Origin of the sequence: Actinomyces israelii DSM 43320 (assembly GCF_000711965.1) — a bacterium.
Lineage (GTDB): Bacteria > Actinomycetota > Actinomycetes > Actinomycetales > Actinomycetaceae > Actinomyces > Actinomyces israelii.
Genome location: NZ_JONS01000001.1, coordinates 156,682 through 173,489 on the forward strand (window position 1 = coordinate 156,682; position 16,808 = coordinate 173,489).

At 72.8% G+C, this 16,808-nt stretch carries 18 protein-coding genes; 7 read left to right on the forward strand and 11 right to left on the reverse strand.

The window, feature by feature from the left end:
- Nucleotides 1–64: 64 nt before the first annotated feature.
- The 5 genes from O145_RS00675 to O145_RS00695 all read right to left on the reverse strand — a co-directional run bounded on the left by O145_RS00675 (nucleotide 65) and on the right by O145_RS00695 (nucleotide 3,492).
- A complete protein-coding gene (locus O145_RS00675; protein ID WP_043558254.1) occupies nucleotides 65–583 on the reverse strand; it encodes an HXXEE domain-containing protein in 519 nt (172 codons plus the stop codon).
- Nucleotides 584–671: 88 nt separating this feature from the next.
- Entirely contained in the window at nucleotides 672–1,418 is a 747-nt protein-coding gene (locus tag O145_RS00680; RefSeq protein ID WP_043558256.1) for an ABC transporter permease, read from the reverse strand.
- Entirely contained in the window at nucleotides 1,415–2,206 is a 792-nt protein-coding gene (locus O145_RS00685) for an ABC transporter ATP-binding protein (RefSeq protein ID WP_411265934.1), read from the reverse strand. The genes O145_RS00680 and O145_RS00685 overlap by 4 nt, the downstream gene beginning before the upstream one ends.
- 58 nt (nucleotides 2,207–2,264) lie before the next feature.
- Nucleotides 2,265–2,867, reverse strand: coding sequence for a TetR/AcrR family transcriptional regulator (locus tag O145_RS00690; protein ID WP_043558259.1), 603 nt, complete (start codon nucleotides 2,865–2,867; stop codon nucleotides 2,265–2,267).
- 61 nt (nucleotides 2,868–2,928) lie between these two features.
- Nucleotides 2,929–3,492, reverse strand: coding sequence for an STM3941 family protein (locus O145_RS00695; protein ID WP_043558261.1), 564 nt, complete (start codon nucleotides 3,490–3,492; stop codon nucleotides 2,929–2,931).
- A 192-nt stretch (nucleotides 3,493–3,684) separates the two neighbouring features.
- Here O145_RS00695 and O145_RS00700 point away from each other — a divergent pair, with 192 nt between their 5' ends.
- Nucleotides 3,685–4,620, forward strand: a complete 936-nt coding sequence (locus tag O145_RS00700) for a CPBP family intramembrane glutamic endopeptidase (RefSeq protein WP_043558264.1) — start codon at nucleotides 3,685–3,687, stop codon at nucleotides 4,618–4,620.
- A gap of 736 nt (nucleotides 4,621–5,356) precedes the next feature.
- Entirely contained in the window at nucleotides 5,357–5,695 is a 339-nt protein-coding gene (locus O145_RS00705; protein WP_084682267.1) for an Imm51 family immunity protein, read from the forward strand.
- Between the two features lie 122 nt (nucleotides 5,696–5,817).
- Here the strand turns inward: O145_RS00705 and O145_RS00710 are convergent, their stop codons facing one another.
- Together O145_RS00710 and O145_RS19500 are read right to left on the reverse strand one after the other, a co-directional pair.
- Nucleotides 5,818–6,447, reverse strand: a complete 630-nt coding sequence (locus tag O145_RS00710) for a DUF4241 domain-containing protein (protein ID WP_043558266.1) — start codon at nucleotides 6,445–6,447, stop codon at nucleotides 5,818–5,820.
- A complete protein-coding gene (locus O145_RS19500; protein WP_267489897.1) occupies nucleotides 6,438–6,563 on the reverse strand; it encodes a hypothetical protein in 126 nt (41 codons plus the stop codon). The genes O145_RS00710 and O145_RS19500 overlap by 10 nt, the downstream gene beginning before the upstream one ends.
- Nucleotides 6,564–6,657: 94 nt before the next feature.
- Between O145_RS19500 and O145_RS00715 the strand changes: the two genes are divergently transcribed.
- Nucleotides 6,658–7,263 (forward strand): SMI1/KNR4 family protein, encoded by a 606-nt coding sequence (locus O145_RS00715; RefSeq protein WP_156966556.1) that lies wholly within the window; start codon nucleotides 6,658–6,660, stop codon nucleotides 7,261–7,263.
- A gap of 85 nt (nucleotides 7,264–7,348) precedes the next feature.
- On the opposite strand, the gene O145_RS00720 is transcribed toward O145_RS00715, so the two are convergent.
- Nucleotides 7,349–8,155, reverse strand: a complete 807-nt coding sequence (locus tag O145_RS00720) for a 16S rRNA (uracil(1498)-N(3))-methyltransferase (RefSeq protein WP_043558268.1) — start codon at nucleotides 8,153–8,155, stop codon at nucleotides 7,349–7,351.
- A 76-nt stretch (nucleotides 8,156–8,231) separates the two neighbouring features.
- Here O145_RS00720 and O145_RS00725 point away from each other — a divergent pair, with 76 nt between their 5' ends.
- The gene (locus tag O145_RS00725) at nucleotides 8,232–9,059 is read left to right on the forward strand and encodes a YggS family pyridoxal phosphate-dependent enzyme (protein ID WP_043558272.1); all 828 of its coding nucleotides are present in this window, start codon (nucleotides 8,232–8,234) and stop codon (nucleotides 9,057–9,059) included.
- A 48-nt stretch (nucleotides 9,060–9,107) separates the two neighbouring features.
- Nucleotides 9,108–9,962, forward strand: coding sequence for a LysR family transcriptional regulator substrate-binding protein (locus O145_RS00735; protein ID WP_156966557.1), 855 nt, complete (start codon nucleotides 9,108–9,110; stop codon nucleotides 9,960–9,962).
- Between the two features lie 85 nt (nucleotides 9,963–10,047).
- Here the strand turns inward: O145_RS00735 and dnaJ are convergent, their stop codons facing one another.
- Both dnaJ and hrcA read right to left on the reverse strand, forming a co-directional pair.
- A complete protein-coding gene (dnaJ, locus tag O145_RS00740) occupies nucleotides 10,048–11,175 on the reverse strand; it encodes a molecular chaperone DnaJ (protein ID WP_043558280.1) in 1,128 nt (375 codons plus the stop codon).
- Between the two features lie 117 nt (nucleotides 11,176–11,292).
- On the reverse strand, nucleotides 11,293–12,354 hold the full coding sequence (gene hrcA / locus O145_RS00745) for a heat-inducible transcriptional repressor HrcA (RefSeq protein WP_043558282.1): 1,062 nt from the start codon (nucleotides 12,352–12,354) through the stop codon (nucleotides 11,293–11,295).
- Between the two features lie 149 nt (nucleotides 12,355–12,503).
- Between hrcA and O145_RS00750 the strand changes: the two genes are divergently transcribed.
- Both O145_RS00750 and O145_RS00755 read left to right on the forward strand, forming a co-directional pair.
- Complete coding sequence (locus tag O145_RS00750; RefSeq protein ID WP_411265932.1) at nucleotides 12,504–13,571, forward strand: DUF3097 domain-containing protein; 1,068 nt, start codon at nucleotides 12,504–12,506, stop codon at nucleotides 13,569–13,571.
- A 157-nt stretch (nucleotides 13,572–13,728) separates the two neighbouring features.
- A complete protein-coding gene (locus O145_RS00755) occupies nucleotides 13,729–15,276 on the forward strand; it encodes an alpha/beta hydrolase family protein (protein WP_043558288.1) in 1,548 nt (515 codons plus the stop codon).
- Between the two features lie 116 nt (nucleotides 15,277–15,392).
- On the opposite strand, the gene O145_RS00760 is transcribed toward O145_RS00755, so the two are convergent.
- Entirely contained in the window at nucleotides 15,393–16,796 is a 1,404-nt protein-coding gene (locus O145_RS00760; protein ID WP_043558290.1) for a sodium:proton antiporter, read from the reverse strand.
- Nucleotides 16,797–16,808 lie beyond the last annotated feature (12 nt).

Consider the following 16,808-nt stretch of genomic DNA (forward strand, 5'->3'; position numbering starts at 1 on the left):
GGGCGGGGGTTCCGGGATCGAACCCGGGGCTCGAGCTCAGGAGGCCTCGGCGGCCCTGGGAGCCTCACGCTGCGCTTGTGATCGCCGCATCGACCCTGCCCGTCAGCCTGTACATGAGGTTCAGGTTCGCAAGCAGCCCCGCGCCGATCACGATCGTGAGGACCGCCAGCAGCGGCCAGTTGACGGTGAACATTATGAGCATGGCGCCCAGCACCACGATGACCAGCGGAGACGTCAACACGGCGGTCCGGCTGCCCGGCGCCCACCCGGGGAAGACGAGCGCCTCGCGGATATGGGCGAGCAGATGCAGCGCGTAGGCGATGAACGTGGCCGCCACCACCTCGATCGAGCCCAGAAGAGTCCCGACCAGCAGGATGAGGCTCGAGACGATGAGCTCCTCGCAGATCATCGCCGATATGAGCTCGGTGGACGGATAGCGGTGCGCTCCCGCGACGAACATCTCCGACCTGTAGCGGTCGTCGCCCGAGTGCTTGTCGATATATCGGCGGATGAAGACGATCTCGTCGAACTCGTGCACCATGAACAGCACGATCGTGACAAACGCGAATCCGCCAACACCCATCGCGCCCCCCCTGCCCCGGCGCCGCCGCAGGATGCCGACTCGCGGCGGAGCCGATGGCCACGGTACCACGCCGGGCAGGGGCCCGGCCTCAGCGGGCTCTGCGCGGCACGGTAAGGGCCGCTACGGCGAGGACCGCGAGCCCGGCGGCCGCCAGAAGGGCCAGGTCCGCGGAGAAGTCCGCCGTCGGCGTCTCGTTGGCGGCCAGCTCGCCTACGGCGTCGACGGCCCAGCTCATGGGCAGGACGTTGCTGCACAGCTCCAGGACGCGGGGCAGCTGGTCGCGGGCGACGAGCAGCCCGCACAGGAAGATCTGCGGGCCGACGACCACAGGCATGAACTGGACGGCCTGGAACTCGGTGCGGGCGAAGGCCGAGACGAACAGGCCCATGGCCACCCCCAGGAAGCCGTCAATAAGGGCGGTCAGAATGACCCAGGCCCAGGAGGCGGCGATCTCGACGTCGAGGAACCAGGCGGCCACCGCGCACAGGATGAGGGACTGCCCCACGACGGTGGCGGTGAAGGCGGTGGCGTAGCCGAGGAGGAGGTCCGCGCGGTGCAGGGGCGTGGTCCACAGGCGCTCCAGGGTGCCGGAGCCGCGCTCGCGCAGCATGGTGACGCTGGTGACGAGGAACATGACGATCATGGGGAGGACCGCCATCATGGACACGGCAATGCGGTTGAACAGCGCGCCGGCGCCGGGGTAGTCGTAGTAGACGAAGTACAGCAGGGTGAGCAGGGCGGTGGGCACGGCCATGATCAGGGCGAGGGTGCGCCGGTCGGCAACCAGCTGTGCCAGCACGCGGCGGACGGTGGCGGCGTAGGTGCGGGCGTTCATCGGGCGCCCTCCTTCTCGGACTCGCGGATGACGGTGAGGAAGGCCTCGTCGAGGGTCTCGACCCCGGTGCGCTCCAGGAGCGCGGAGGCGGTGGTCGTGTCGAGCAGGTTCCCGTCCCTCATGAGCAGGACGCAGTCGCAGCGGAAGGCCTCGTCCATGACGTGGCTGGAGACCAGGAGCGTGGCGCCCTGGGAGGCCAGGGCGTGGAAGGTGGCCCACAGGTCCTCGCGGGTCAGGGGGTCCAGGCCGACGGTGGGCTCGTCGAGGACGAGGAGCTCGGGCCCGGCCACCAGGGCGCAGGCCAGCGACACCCGGTTGGCCTCGCCGCCCGAGTAGGTGCCGACCGGCCGGTCGGCGAGGGACGCGAGTCCCACCGTCTCCAGGACCTCGTCGATGGCTCGGGCGCGGGAGCCGGCCAGCGAGGCGAAGTAGCGCAGGTTCTGCCGGGCGGTGAGGTCCTTGTAGACGGCGGCCTCCTGGGTGACGTAGCCGATGCGGTCCCGCACCGCCGGGGCACCGGGCTCGGCGCCGAGAACGGCGACCTCGCCGTCGTAGCGCTGGACGCCGACGAGCACGCGCATGAGGGTGGTCTTGCCGCAGCCGGAGGGGCCGAGCAGGCCGGTGATGGTGCCGGTGGGCAGGGCGAAGGCCAGCCCGTGCAGGATCTCGCTGCCGCTGCGCCTCACACGCAGGTCGCAGACACGGACCGCCGGGTCTGCCGGGGAGGCGGGGCCGCGATCGGCCGGCGACAACATGATGGAGAGCGGGGAGCCGCTCACGTTTTTCATCATGTGATGAATATAGGGCGCGGGCGGCGCCACGTTCAAGGCCGTCGCGGAAGATCACTCAGCCGGCCAGGTCGCCGGTCATGTAGCGCTGGACGGTCGGGCCGACGGCGGCGGCCAGCACCTCCGCGTCCGCGGTGCGCACGGCTTCCAGCCGCGCCACCCATCGTGCGACTCCGAGGCCGACCAGCTGGCTCACGACCAGCTGAGCGCGCAGGTCCGCCTGGTCGGGCGCCGCACGCGCCACCACCGGGGTCACCAGGCCGGCCAGGAGCATGGCGCGGATCCGGGACATGATCGCCTCGTCCCCCAGCGCGGCACGGACGACCGCGGCGAAGCGCTCCCCTCCCAGGTCGTCCCACTGGATGACGAACAGCCGGACCAGGGCCTCGCCCTGCTTGGAGTCGGGAAGGTTGCGCACGCCGTCGATCAGCGCGGCCGCGTCCAGCTCCTGACCCTCCGGACTCGCCAGGATCGCGGCGGTGAAGAGCTGGGCGCGCCCGGGGAAGTAGTGGTGCACCAGGGCGGGGTCGACGCCGGCGTCGCGGGCGATCCCGCGCAGGGACGTGGAGTACCCGTCGCGGGCGAAGGCGGTGCGGGCAGCCGCAAGGATCGCCTCGCGCGCGTCCGGGCTGCCGGCGGGCCGGCGTCCGCGCGGAGTCATGCCGCACCTCCTGGTCCGAGGAGACCAGCAGAAGAGCCGGCTGCTGGGATCGCCCGCATCATCAGGCCGTTGAGGGCATGCCGGGCGCCTCGGACAGCTCCGGGCGGCGCCGGCGACGCTGCTCCAGCAGCATGAGGGCGAGCTGCGGGCCCGTCACCTTGAGCATGTCCGCACTGATCGGGCCGACGGGCGTGCCCATGCCGTGGTTGAGCCGATTCATCCGACGAGCCGTCGGCTTCATATGGTCCCAGGCCCACTGCTCATCGGCCCAGAGAACCGCAACAAGGTCATTGAGCGCCACTCTGACCGGCTGGAAGCCCAAAGTCTGCTCCCACGGGATGAGGCCGACCGACAGACCCGAGGTGTTGTCCCAGATGCCGCGGTCGTCGACGACCAGGGCCGGACGAGTCAGCATGCGCGCGCCCAGGAACCCGAAGAAGCCGAAGACGAGGATCGCCACGACTCCTATGACCGTGAGCTCAAGGGACCTGAGGCCGGTGGACTGGGACGTCAGGCCCATGATGAGCAGAACGATGCCGGCGATCACGAAGCAGGCGGACCCGACGACCTGGAAGACTGCGCGCCCCTTCTTGCGGGGAAGACGAAGAGCAGGAAGACTCGACATGCCCGCATTCTCCCCCACCCTGGGACCACCCCACCACAGGATGGTGGGATCGAACACATTCTGAAGGGCCCCGGAGCCCAGGGGACGGGGCGCCTCTGGCAGCGCCAGCGCAGAGCGGCAGCGGGACCACGGGACCCTGTCGGGGCTATGGTGGACGACGATGGCCCGGCCCCGACTGGAGGTACTCCGCCCATGGATGCGACCGCCCCTGGCACCGTGCAATGGCGAGCGGTCGGCCTGTTCGTCATGGTGGCGATGGGGGCCGCCTTCGTGCTGGACGCGGCCTGCGCAGCAACAGGCGGCCTGGGGACGCCCCTGGCGCAGGCCCTCATGTCCGTCCGCATGTTCTCCCCCGCGCTGGCCTCATGGGTCGTCTGCCGCTTCGTCACCGGCCGGCCCTGGCCGCGAGCCGTGGCTCTGCGGCGCGACTCGTCGAGCAGGGGCGGCTGGGGCCGCGTGCTGACTTCGGCGCTCATAGGGGTGGCCGTGGTCCTGGTCGCGACTGCGGCCTGCCTGACGGTGGCGATCATGGCGGGGTGGCTGGAGGTCGACTGGTCAATGGGCGGCCTCATGGCGCAGACGTCGGCGAAGGCCCCGGAAAGGCCGTTGCCGCCGGCAGGAGTCCTCCTGCCGGCCCTGGCTGTCCAGACCGTCGTCGGCGGGTGCACGATCAATGCCGCCCTGGCCCTCGGCGAGGAGACGGGATGGCGCGGGTGGCTCCTCGGCGCACTGGCCCCGCTGGGGCCGTGGCGGGCCGTGGCACTCACGGGTGCGGTGTGGGGCCTGTGGCACGCGCCGCTGATCGTCATGGGCTATGAGTACGCGTCCCAGATCCCGGCGGTCGCAGGCATCGGACTGTTCACTCTCTTCTGCATGGGACTCGGCACGCTGCTGGCCTGGCTGCGGACGAGATCGGGGAGCATCCTGCCCGCGGCGATCACGCACGGAACACTCAACGCTTGCGCGCTCTTCCCCATGAATCTGCTTGCCCCGGGGCACACCTGGCGCACGGTCACATCGAGCATTGTGGGGCTGCCCGGGGTTCTTCTCTTCGCCATCGTGGCAATAGCGCTGCTGAGCACCGGGCGCGTCAATGTGGCGCCGAGGGGGAAGGCCACCGAGAGCTGACGCGTCCGCGCACCGGCGCGCAGAGCGTCCCGCCCGAGCTCGCCATCGAGCGCGGCCTGCGGGCCCGGGCGCGCCCGGGGACTACTTGTCACCGGCCCGCCGTGGACTAGTGGACTAAGAGTCTCAGAAGTCTCAGCCCCTGCCGCCTCGAAGTCGTCGACACCGCGGGTGGCCAGAGCACAGCGCCGTGAGCGGGCGGCAGCAGCGACGGGAGAGCCCGTAAGACGACGGGCGGCAACGCCGGCCGTAGCCCTCTCCTCCGATATCAGTTACAGCAAACGATATCGTCGGCTCGGCTTCGACGCGGGGAACGCGGGAAGATTGAGAGTGACGTGGCCCGCGGTGCCGGGTTGTCTCTCCCGGCCCGCGGGCCCTTGTCGTCGAGGGGCTCCGCTCCCGTGTTCCCAGTCGGGGGAGCCCCCTCCTTCGCCAGAGCGATCGACCCCGGGCTCCCTTAGACCCCGGGCCATCTCGGAGGAGGGCCGGTCACCGGGTTCCCCAACCCTCGTGACCCTCTCCGTCCGGCGGCACACACTATGCAACCTGCTGGACCTGGACATCCGCCCCCGCTCAGCCTGTGAAGATGATGAGAGCGCCGAGAGCCGGCCCCGGGCCGGGGACAGCGCCCCGTCGGCGCATTCGCGGAAAGCCGGGCGCGGCCGGTACCGTGAGCGCGCCAACGTCCTCCCCCGCGCCCGGGAGGGCCTGCATCTCACCACCGATCCGAAAGGCCGCCATGACGACCACGCCCGACTTCATCCGCCTGCTCGACTTCGAGGACGGGATCACCTCCTGCTTCTTCTACGCCGCCGAGCCCGTCACGGCCGGCGTCGTCGAGTCCCTCGGTCATGAGCCCAACGGGTACTTCTGGGAGGGGGTCGTGCGCAGGCTCGTCGAGAAGGGCGAGCTCGACGAGCCGGACGCCGATCCCGAGGGCGGCATGTTCTGCGCCCGCGGGCCGCGCCCCGCCATGGAGCGGCTCGCCCAGGCCCTCACCCCCTACCTCACCGACTCGCGGGCCATCACCGCCCTGGTGACGGAGGCCGACGCCGAAGGGTTCGACTTCGACGACTGAGACCGGCGGGGACGGGCGCCGTCCGCTCCCGCTGGAACCTGGGAAGAGTCAGGGCCCGTGGTCCATGAGCATCTCTGAGCATCTCCAGCGTCTCTGTGCGGGGCTCGGCCCCGGCGCCAGGCTCAGCGCTCGTCCTCGTCGTCCTCGTCGTCCTCGTCATCGTCCCCGGCGAACACACCGACCACGCCGAGGTCGATGTGCAGTCCCACGGGAGCGCCCTCGGCGTCGCGGGTGAGCAGGACCGGGTAGGCGCCGTCGCCCCAGCCCGAGTGCGACAGGACGACGTTCTCTCCGTCCCCAGCCAGCGGCATGACGATATTGGCTGCCCCCGCCCGGTAGTGCTCGGAGGAGTCCATGAGGCTGAACCAGGACCCGGGCTCCCCGGAGTCGAAGATGTCGTCGTACCAGTCGGCGCCGTCCTCCTTCGCGGGCATGGCGGCGGGGACGGCCTCGTGATCGACGAAGGCGACTGTGCCCGAGTCGACGCCCACGCCCCAGTCCGGCCCAGAGGCCACCTGCGCCTCCTCCACGGCGACCGGCTCGCCATCACCCAGCACGAGGGACAGGTACGCCTCGCGCTCATGGGAGCCGTCCTGCTCCTTGGAGACGTCAGCGATCGTGACCCCGACAGGGTAGTCGCCGGGCTCGACGTCGAAGACCGGGCCGTCCCCCAAGCAGCAGAAGGGGTCGCAGGCCTCAATGCGCCCCGAGGGCGCGTGCAGCACCCCGAGGTCGACAACTGTCAGGCCCACCGTGTCCGGGGAAAGGAGTCGGCGTCCTCCGCAGCGAAGGGACTGGGGACCGGCCCGGAGACAAGGGCGAAGAAGTCGCCCTCATTGGCGCCGTTGTTGGTGTCGATATCACTCATGCGCGTCATCCTAGACAGGGCGCGCAGACGCATGCGGCGAAACGGTCTCGGCGCCTATGCTGACGGCACGCGCCGCCGTCCCGAAAGGTCCTGCATGCCAGTGCCGCACCCGCCCGCCGGAGTCCCGCCCACGGCCGACGGCGCCGCGCCGCCGTCCGTGCGGCGCCGCACCGGCTCCTTCACCGCCGAGGACCTCGACGGCCTGTGGTCCGACGACGTGCGCGACGCACAGACGCGGCCCGAGCCGGCCCCTTCCGACGAGCTCGTCGCCGAGGTGGAGGAGGTCCTCGGCTACCGCCTGCCCGACGCCTACGTCGAGCTGTGCCGCCTGCACAACGGCGGCGGCCTGCGACGCGGCTGCTTCCCCGTCGAGGCGCCGACCTCCTGGGCCGAGGACCACGTCGCCGTCTCCCGGATCGCCCCGATCGGGATGTCCCTGGAGGACTCTCTCGCCGGGGAGAGCGGCTCGCGCTTCATGATCGAGGAGTGGGGGTACCCGCAGATCGGCGTCGTGTTCGGCGCCTGCCCCAGCGCGGGCCACGACGTCGTTATGCTCGACTACTCCGAGTGCGGCCCCCGGGGCGAGCCGCGCGTGGTCCACGTCGACCAGGAGCGCGACTACCGCGCAACCGTGCTCGCCCCCGACTTCGCGACCTTCATCAGGGGACTGCTTACCGCCGAGGCCCTTGAGGCCTCCTGACGGACGCCAGCGGCCGCCCCGGCGCGGCCCGCGCCGCCCTCGTCGTCGGCGAGTGTGCCGCCCGCCACGCCGAGGCCGACGGCTGTCAGCCCCACAGGCCGGCGCGCTGCGCCAGGACCGCGAGGGCGAGCGGCCCGGCTGAGGCGGTGCGCAGAATGTGCGGGCCCAGCCGCACCGCGACCGCGCCGGCGTCCCGGAGCGCCGTCGTCTCCGCCTCGCTGATGCCGCCCTCAGGGCCGACGACGACGGCCGCCACCGGCCGTCCGCCCGCGCCCGGCTCGGGCAGGCCCGCCCCGCCGATGGGCGTCGTCGCCGCCTCGTGGAGGACGAGCACCGCTCCCCCGGCCAGCGTCGTCTCGCGCACCCATCGGGTGAGAGCGCGCGTGGAGCGCGGCTCCCCCACCTGCGGCACACGGGCGCGGCGGGCCTGCTTGGCGGCCTCGCGGGCGGTCGCCTGCCACCGGGCCCGCCCCTTGGCGGCCTTCGGGCCCCTCCACACCGACACGCACCGCTCGGCCTGCCAGGGCACTACCGTCTCGACCCCGACCCCGGTGGCGGTCTGGACGGCCTGCTCGTCGCGGCCCCCCTTGGCCAGGGCCTGCACCAGGGTCAGGCGCAGTGGCGGCGGCGTCTCGGCAATGCGCTCGATCACCCTTACCGCCAGGCGATCCCTGTGCCCGCCCTCGCCAACCGCGGACGCCGCCTCGCACACCAGCCGCAGCCCGGCGCCGTCGACCAGGTCCACCCGCTCCCCTGCCCGCAGCCGTCGCACCGTCACGGCGTGGCGGGCCTCGGGGCCGGTCAGGGTCAGCGTCTCGCCGGGGCGGGCCGCGTCCGCGCCGCCGGCGGGCTCAAGCGTGTCGGGGGTCAGGATGAAGACGGGGGCGCTCACCCGGTCAGCCTACGGTCGCCGCGAGACCCGCAGGAACCGGCACAGCCGCCGGCGCGCCGGTGCTAGCGTCGAGGGCATGACCGAGCCGCAGCCGCTTCCCGACCGGGCGCCCTCCCCCGCGCCGTCCGAGCCCGCACCCGGGTTCACCACCGCCGTCACCGTGGAGGACTTCCGCCGCAACCTGGCGGCCGTGCGCGCCCGGCTCGCCTCCGCCGCCGAGCGCGCCGGGCGCGACGCCGCCGAGATCCGCCTGCTGCCGGTGTCCAAGACCGTCCCCGAGGAGCGGCTGCGCGTCGCCCACGCCGCCGGCATCACCCAGATGGGCGAGAACAAGGTCCAGGAGGCCAGGCGCAAGGCCGCGGCCCTGGCGGATCTGGGCATCCACTGGGCCGTCATCGGGCACCTGCAGACCAACAAGGCGAAGGACGTGGCGGCCTTCGCCGACGAGTTCCAGGCCCTGGACTCCCTGCGCGTGGCCGAGACCCTCGACCGGCGCCTGCAGGCGGCGGGGCGGGGCCTGGACGTCTACGTGCAGGTCAACTCCTCGGGCGAGGCCTCCAAGTTCGGCCTCGAGCCCGCCGATGTGCCCGCTTTCCTTCAGGCGCTGCCCGCCTTCTCCTCGCTGCGGGTTCGCGGGCTCATGACGCTGGCCGCCCACACCGAGGACCGGGCGCGCATCCGCGAGTGCTTCCGGACCATGCGCGACCTGCGCGACGCCGGGCTCCAGGCCGGCACGGTCGGCGACGGGCAGCTGTCCATGGGCATGAGCGGGGACTTCGAGCTCGCCATCGAGGGCGGCTCGACCTGCGTGCGCGTCGGCCAGGCGATCTTCGGGCCGCGCCCGACCCCCGACTCCCACTACTGGCCCGAGGCCGGTGCCGCGGAGGCGGCTCCGGGGGCCTGAGGGCCGTCCGGCCCGGCCGACTTCACGGGCACGACGCCCAGTGCGACTGTGGCCGCTCCCATCACGAGCCCGCAGACCCTGCCGGAAGAGCCGACGGGAGCCGCCAGCAGGGCGCCCACGACGCAGGTCCCGACGCTGGTGCCGAGCTGCCGGGCGGAGGTCATGACGGCGCCGACGCGGCCGGGCGGGGCGCCTGGGACCGCCGCCGTGGTGAGCGTCGCCGCCGTGCTCGCCGAGACCGCGGCGACGCCGAAGGCGGCCATGAGCGCCAGGCTCGCGGGGGCGGCCGCGGCGGTCGGCGCGCGCCTGGAGCTGCGGGTGGGCGCCATCGCCTCGCTCACCGCGATCGACCTCTGCGCCCTGCTCGAGCGCGTTCGCCTCGCCCACCCGAACCCGTCGGTCACGGTCGTCCAGAAGGCCACCGACAAGATGATCGGGGACGTGCGCGACGGCCGCCTCGACCTGACGATCGTGGACACCGCCCGCCCCTCGGACCCTGCGCTCGAGTCGGTGACGGTCTGCGAGGAGGCCTTCTGCCTCACCGGCCCGGCGCTGCCGCCCGGGCCCGTCGCACCGGCCGAGGTCGACGGGCGCGCCTGGGTCGCGCTGCGCCGCGGAACCCGGCTCCGCGGGGTCTTCGACCGGCTCATGGCGGATCAGCACCTGGTCCCCGTGGTCGCTGCGGAGGTCGGCGACATCCGGCTGCTGGCCCGGCTGAGCGCGGCCGGCTTCGGCAACGCCGTCCTCCCGGCGCCCATGGTCCTTCACCGCCCGTCCGCCCCCATACCCTCAACGGTCCTGCCGCCCCGCACGATCCGGGCCGTGCACCGCTCCCGTCACGGCAACGCCGCGCTGAGCACCTGCCTGAGCGCCCTGAGCGACAGCGCGGCCCTGGCCGGCTGAGCGCCGCGACCGCGGCTCCCCGGGGCCTGCTCCCCGGGCGAGGGTGCCGACCGGGGCGCGGGGAGGCCTGCGCCCCTCCCCGCCCTCAGCGGCGCCTGGACTTGCCCTTGAGCTTGCCCAGCAGGGTCTCGTCGCGGGCGGGCACGTAGCCGTCCTCGCCGCGCAGGGAGGCGAGCTCGGCGAGCAGCCGGCGCTGGCGGTCATCGAGCCTGGTGGGCGTCTCCACGACGATCTGCACGTGCAGGTCGCCGCGGCCGGAGCGCCGCAGGCGCCCGACGCCCAGGCCCGAGAGGACCACCTCGTCCCCGTTCTGGGTGCCGGCCTTGACCGACACGGTGCGCTCGCCGTCCAGGGTGGACAGCGGGAAGCTCGCCCCCAGCGCCGCCGCGGTCATGGGCACGCGCAGCTCGGTGTACAGGTCGTCGCCGCTGCGCGAGAGGGCCTCGTCGCGCGTCTCGTGGATCTCGACGTACAGGTCGCCGTTGGGCCCGCCGGCCGGACCGGCCTCCCCGCGCCCGGACATGCGGATGCGGGTGCCCGTGGACACCCCGGCCGGGACGTTGACGTCGATGGTGGTGCGCACGCGCCTGCGGCCCTCGCCGTCGCAGTCGCGGCACGGGGAGGCGATGACGGTGCCGAAGCCCTGGCAGCGCGGGCACGGCGAGGAGGTCACGACATCGCCCAGGAAGGAGCGCTGCACGCGCTGGACGGAGCCCCGCCCGTTGCACTCCGGGCAGGTCACGGGCCTGGTGCCCTCGGCGCAGCACGTGCCGTCGCAGGTCTCGCAGGTGACGTAGGTGTCGACGGCCAGGGTCTTGGTCGCCCCGAAGGCGATGTCGGCCAGGTCCACCTCGAGGGCCACGAGGGAGTCCTGGCCCCGGCGCGCCCGGGAGGCCGGGCCGCGCGAGGCTCCGCCGCCGAAGAAGGCCTGCTGGAGGAAGTCCCCGAAGCCGCCCAGGTCCGAGGCGGTGAAGCCGCCCGGCCCGAAGCCGCCGCCCCCGTGCACGGCGTCCTCTCCGCCGAGGTCGTACATCTGGCGCTTGTCGGAGTCCGAGAGGACCTCGTAGGCGGCGTTGACGGCCTTGAACTCGTCCTCGTGGCCGGGGCCGGCCACATCGGGGTGCAGCTTGCGGGCCTTCTTCTTGTAGGCGCGCTTGATCTCGTCGGTGGTGGCCTGACGGCTCACGCCGAGAACCTTGTAGTAGTCGCTCACGCTTGGTCGTGCTCTCTGGTCGGTGGTGGAACAGGTGCCGGACGGTCTCCGGCCGGGGCGGGGGCCGCGGCCGGAGGAAGGTACGGGCAGCGCTCTGGGACGCGTCTCATGGGGCTGTCATGCAGAGTCGTCGTTGTCGGTCAGGAACCGGGACAGGTAGCGGGCCACGGCCCGCACTGCCGCCATGGCGGCGGGGTAGTCCATGCGGGTGGGGCCGATGACGCCCAGGTGCGCGACGACCTCCCCGTCCCCCGCCCCGTAGGAGGCGGTCACGACCGAGGCCTCGGCCAGGGCGTCGTCGTGGTTCTCGCTGCCGATGGACACCCGCATGCCCGCATTCGCCCGCGGGCGCGACAGCCCCGAGGCGGCGTCCTCGGCGAACAGGCGCAGCAGCACCACCTGCTCCTCGACGGCGTCCAGCAGCGGGCCGAGCGAGGAGAAGTCGAGGGTGGAGCGGGCCAGGTTGGCGGTCCCGGCCACGACAATGCGCTCCTCGCCGTCGGGACGCAGCGCCTCGATGAGCTCGTCGGCCACGGCGGTGAGCAGGAGCCGCTCCTCCTCGGGCGCACGCTCGGCCAGCGAGGTCAGGATGGGGACGACGTCGGCGGCGATGCGGCCCGCCAGGGCGGCGTTGACGCGGGTGCGCAGGGACTCCAGGACCAGCGGGTCGACCAGGCGCCCGGCGGGCACGGAGACCGTGCGCTGCTCGACGCGCCCGGTATCGGTGATGATGACCAGCAGCACGCGCGTGGGCCCCAGGGCGACGAGCTCGAGGTGGCGCAGGGCGGTGCGCCGCAGGCTGGGGTACTCCACGACGGCGAGCTGGCCGGTGAGCTGGGCGAGCGCCCGCACGGTGCGGGCTACGACCTGCTCCAGGTCGACGGCGCCCGACAGCAGGGCGGTGATGGCGCGGCGCTCGGGTCCGGACAGGGGCTTGACGCGGGCGACCTCGTCGACGAAGAGCCGGTAGCCCTTCTCGGTGGGGACGCGTCCGGCGCTCGTGTGCGGCTGGTGGATGTAGCCCTCGTCCTCCAGGGCGGCCATGTCGTTGCGGATCGTGGCCGGGGAGACGCCGAGCCGGTAGCGCTCGGCCAGGGCCCGCGAGCCGACGGGCTCACGGGTGCGCACGTAGTCGGTGACGATGGCGGAGAGGACCCTCAGGCGGCGGTCGTCGGCCATGGTCGTGCTCCTTTCCTCGTCGGCGGCCGCGGTGCTGGTAGGTGCTGGTGACCGGCTGGTTAGCACTCACGGGGTGTGAGTGCCATCCTACGCCGGGGCCCGGCGGGTCAGTCGCCCCGTTGGCGTGAGGTTCCCCTACCGTGCCCAGGGTGAACGCAATGCCCTACCGCTCCCGCCCCGCCCCCGGCTCGACCGTCGAGCGCCGCAAGGCCCTGCGCGCCCAGGCGGCCGCCGCCGGACGGGCCGCCGGCTCGCGCCCCGGGAAGCGGCTCCCGGCGGCCGCGGAGCCCGCCACTCCGCCCTCGGGGCCCTCGCGGCCGTCGAGCACGGACCGCTACGGGGGCGACGTGCTGGCCGCCGACCCGCACCGGGTGGGGCCGCACGCGACGCGCCCCGAGTCGGCGCACGTGGCCGTCGAGCGCGGCATGGTCCTGGAGGACCGGGAGAGCGGGTTCGTGGGGGCGGCGGTGTCCGTGGAGAAGTCCGGGGGACGCCACGTCGTCGTCCTGGAGGACCGCAGGGGCGTGCGCCGCGGCTTCCCCCTGGGCGGCGGCTTCTGGCTGGAGGGGCGCCCCGTGATCCTCGATCCGCCGCGACCGCGCCCCCGGGCCCCCCGGGGGCCGGTCAGCGCCGGCGGGCGCAGGCTCACGGCGTCGGGCTCATACGCCGTGGAGGGCGACAGGGCGAGAGTGGCCCGGGCCTCGCGCATCTGGGTGGAGGGCAGGCACGACGCCGAGCTGGTCGAGAAGGTGTGGGGAGACGACCTGCGCCACGAGGGTGTCGTCGTCCTCATGCTCGACGGCGTGGACAACCTCCAGGAGGTCATGGCCGGCTTCGGCCCCGGCCCTGAGCGGCGCGCCGGCGTGCTCGTGGACCACCTCGTGGCCGGGTCCAAGGAGTCGCGGATCGCCCAGCGCGTGCGGGCCATGCCCGGCGGCGAGAACGTGCTGGTGCTGGGCCACCCGTACGTGGACGTGTGGCAGGCGGTCAAGCCCGAGCGCGTGGGGCTGAAGGCGTGGCCCCGGGTGCCGCGGGGAACCGACATCAAGCGCGGCACCCTCGAGACGCTCGGCTGGCCGCACGCCACCCAGGCGGACGTGGCCCGCGGCTGGCAGCGGATCCTGGCGACGGTGCGCACCTACAAGGACCTCGAGCCGAACCTGCTGGGGCGCATGGAGGAGCTCATCGACTTCGTCACCGCGCCGGGTACCCGCTGACGCCCCGCCCCGAGCCCGGCACACAGCCGGCCGCCCCCTCTTGCCGAGATCGGTTCACTTTCACAGGAGATGCACAAGAACCTCATCGGCAGCCCATGTGGAGCCGCGCGACGCTTCTCGCATCCGGGAACCACCCGGCTCGCGGAAAGGATCGATCATGCTCGTGTCACGCCGTCTTCTCCTGCGCGCCGCCCCCCTGGCCGCGGCCCTCGGGCCGCTGGCCGCCTGCTCCTCCGGCACCGCGTCGGACCCGCATTCATCGGTCGGACCGGCGCCCGCCTCGCTCGTGCTCGACACCGCCGCCTGGAGCCACGACGCCGACAACGACGTCTACTACCAGCTCGGCCTGAGCTACGTGACGGCGCCGCAGGACACGGCCCACGAGACGCTCGGCATCTTCGTCCCGGGCGCCTACTTGTCGGCCGTCGACAACAAGGCCGCGGTGCGCTACCTGCGGTACAACGCCGCCGGCCTGCCGGGGGACGTGGAACGGGTCTTCGTCTTCGGGCACTCCGGGGGCGGCGCCCAGTCCGCCGTCATGGGTGCCTCGGGCGACTCCGCGCTGTACACGCCCTACCTGGAGGCCCTCGGGGCGGCGACGGCGGGCGCCGACGGCGGGCCCCTGTCCGACGCGATCGCCGGCGCCATGTGCTGGTGCCCCATCACCAGCCTGAACGAGGCCAGCGCCGCCTACGAGTGGAACATGGGCCAGTTCTCCTCCGAGGGCGCTCGGGCCCCGGGCACCTGGACCGAGGCCTACTCCAAGGACCTGGCCGCCGCCTACGCCGGGCACGTCAACGCCATGGGCCTGACCGACGCCGCGGGAACCGCACTGAGCCTGGAGGCCTCCGGAACCGGCGTCTACCTCAAGGGCAGCTACTACGACCACCTCGTCGGAGTCGTCACCGACTCCCTCAACGCCTTCCTCGCGGCCACCGAGTTCCCCTACACGCCCGACGCGACCCAGATGGCCGGCATGGGCGGCGGGGCGCCGGGCGGCCCCGACGGCGGAGCCCCGCCCAGCGGCGGCGGGCCCTCGGGCGGCCAGGGCCCCGGCTCGTCGCAGCCGGCCGACGCCACGACCTACGCCACCGTCGAGGACTACATCGCCTCGCTCAACGCCGGCACCCAGTGGGTCGCCTACGACTCGACGACGAAGACGGCGACGATCACCGGGCTGGCGGACTTCGTGACCAGCCAGAAGAGCCCGAGCAAGGACGTGGGCGCCCTGGACGGCGTCGACCGCGGGCAGACCGAGAACACGGTGCTCGGCGTCGGGCAGGAGACCCGGCACTTCTCGCGGGTCTCGCGCGACGTCCTGGCCGCCAAGGAGTCGGGGTACGCGTCCCTGACGGGATGGTCGTCGGACTACGGCTCGGCCTCCTACGACTCGGACTTCACCACGGCCGACGGTCTCGGCGTCGATGTGCTGACCCGCGAGCAGATGTACAACCCCATGCACTTCCTGGGCTCCGGCGCGGGCGCCGGAAGCTCGACCGTGGCCCCCAGCTGGCGCATCCGCACCGGCATACAGCAGGGCGACACGGCCAGCACCGTCGAGGTCAACCTGGCGCTCGCCCTTGCCGCCGCCGGGCACGACGTCGACTTCGCGACGGTGTGGGGGCGGGGCCACACCATGGCGGAGGTCACCGGCTCGGGCGAGGCCAGCTTCATCGCCTGGCTGGGCGAGGCCGCGGCCGGCTGAGGCGGGACGAGGTGTAAGGGGAACCGGCTTCCCCCGGGCCCGGCATGTCCAGCTCCGGGACGAACGCCGCGATCACGCCCCGAGGCGCCGGCGCCCCCTTCGCCCCGGCAGGCGCCTCAGCTGTCGACGAGCGCCAGGCGCCGCCCGGCGAGGGCCAGACGCACGTCGTTGGCCAGCAGCGCCACCGCCCCGAGCCCGCCGATCGCCTTGACCCACACGGGCTCGGCGATGAACAGGCACACCATCACCGCCAGGACCGGCACGAGATGGGTCAGGGCCCGCACCACGTACCCGCCGAAGGAGGGCATCTCGACGCCCCGGGAGTCGGCCACCGACTTGACCATGAAGTTCGGGCCGTTGCCGATGTAGGTGATCGCCCCGCACAGCACCGCGCCCAGCGAGATCGACACGAGGTAGGCCTCGGGCACTCCGGCAATCGTGGCGCCGCCGGGGTGGGCCACCCGCCCGGCCATCTCGAAGAAGGTCACGTAGGTCGGGGCGTTGTCCAGCACGGAGGACAGGCCCCCGGTGAAGACGAAGAACGTGATCCGGTTCAGGGGCAGAGAGCCGGCAACATCGTCGAGGTAGTGCAGGGCCGGGATCATGGTCAGGAAGATGCCGATGAACAGGGTGGCGACCTCGGCGATCGGCCCCCACTCGAACTGATTGTCCTCGAAGCGCGCCCGCTTGTCGCCCAGGGCGTAGGAGGCTCCGGCCGCCGCGAGCATAATGATCTCGCGCAGCGGCACCCAGTCCATGGCGGTGGCGTGCCCGGCCTCGATGGCCTCTGCGTCGACGGAGGGGACGAAGGCCACGGCCAGGATGATGACGAGGAACCAGATGAAGTTGGTGGCGCCGCGCAGGCCCAGCGGCTCGATCGCGGTGCGGTCCAGGCGGACGGAGGCGGCGGGCTCCTGCGCGTGGTAGTAGGTGTCCAGGGCGAAGTAGCCGGCCAGCAGCATCGCGTTGACGAACAGCCACTCGGGCAGCAGGTGGAAGGTCCAGGTGAAGGGCACACCTCGCAGGAACCCGAGGAAGAGGGGAGGGTCGCCCAGGGGCGTGAGCAGGCCGCCGCAGTTGGCGACGACGAAGATCGTGAACAGCACCGTGTGGACCCGGTAGCGGCGCTCGGCGTTGGTGTTGAGCAGCGGGCGGATCAGCAGCATGGCCGCCCCGGTGGTCCCCACGAAGCTGGCCAGGACAGCGCCGATGGCCAGGAACATCGTGTTGTTGCGCGGGGTGGCCTCGATGTCGCCCTTGAGGAAGATTCCGCCGGAGACGATGAACAGGGCCAGGAGCAGGGCGATGAACTGCCCGTACTCGACGGCGGCGGCGAACACGATCTCCCAGCCCCCGGCGATCCACATCCATGCGGCCACGGGCAGGCCGAGCACCAGGGCGATGGTGAGCTGGCTGGAGCGCCTCTCCCACCAGTGCGTCGTGGCGGGCACGAGCGGAAGCACCGCGATGCTGGCGAGCATCATGGCGAAGGGCAGAACGGACCACCACTGCAGATGCACGGTGAACTCCTC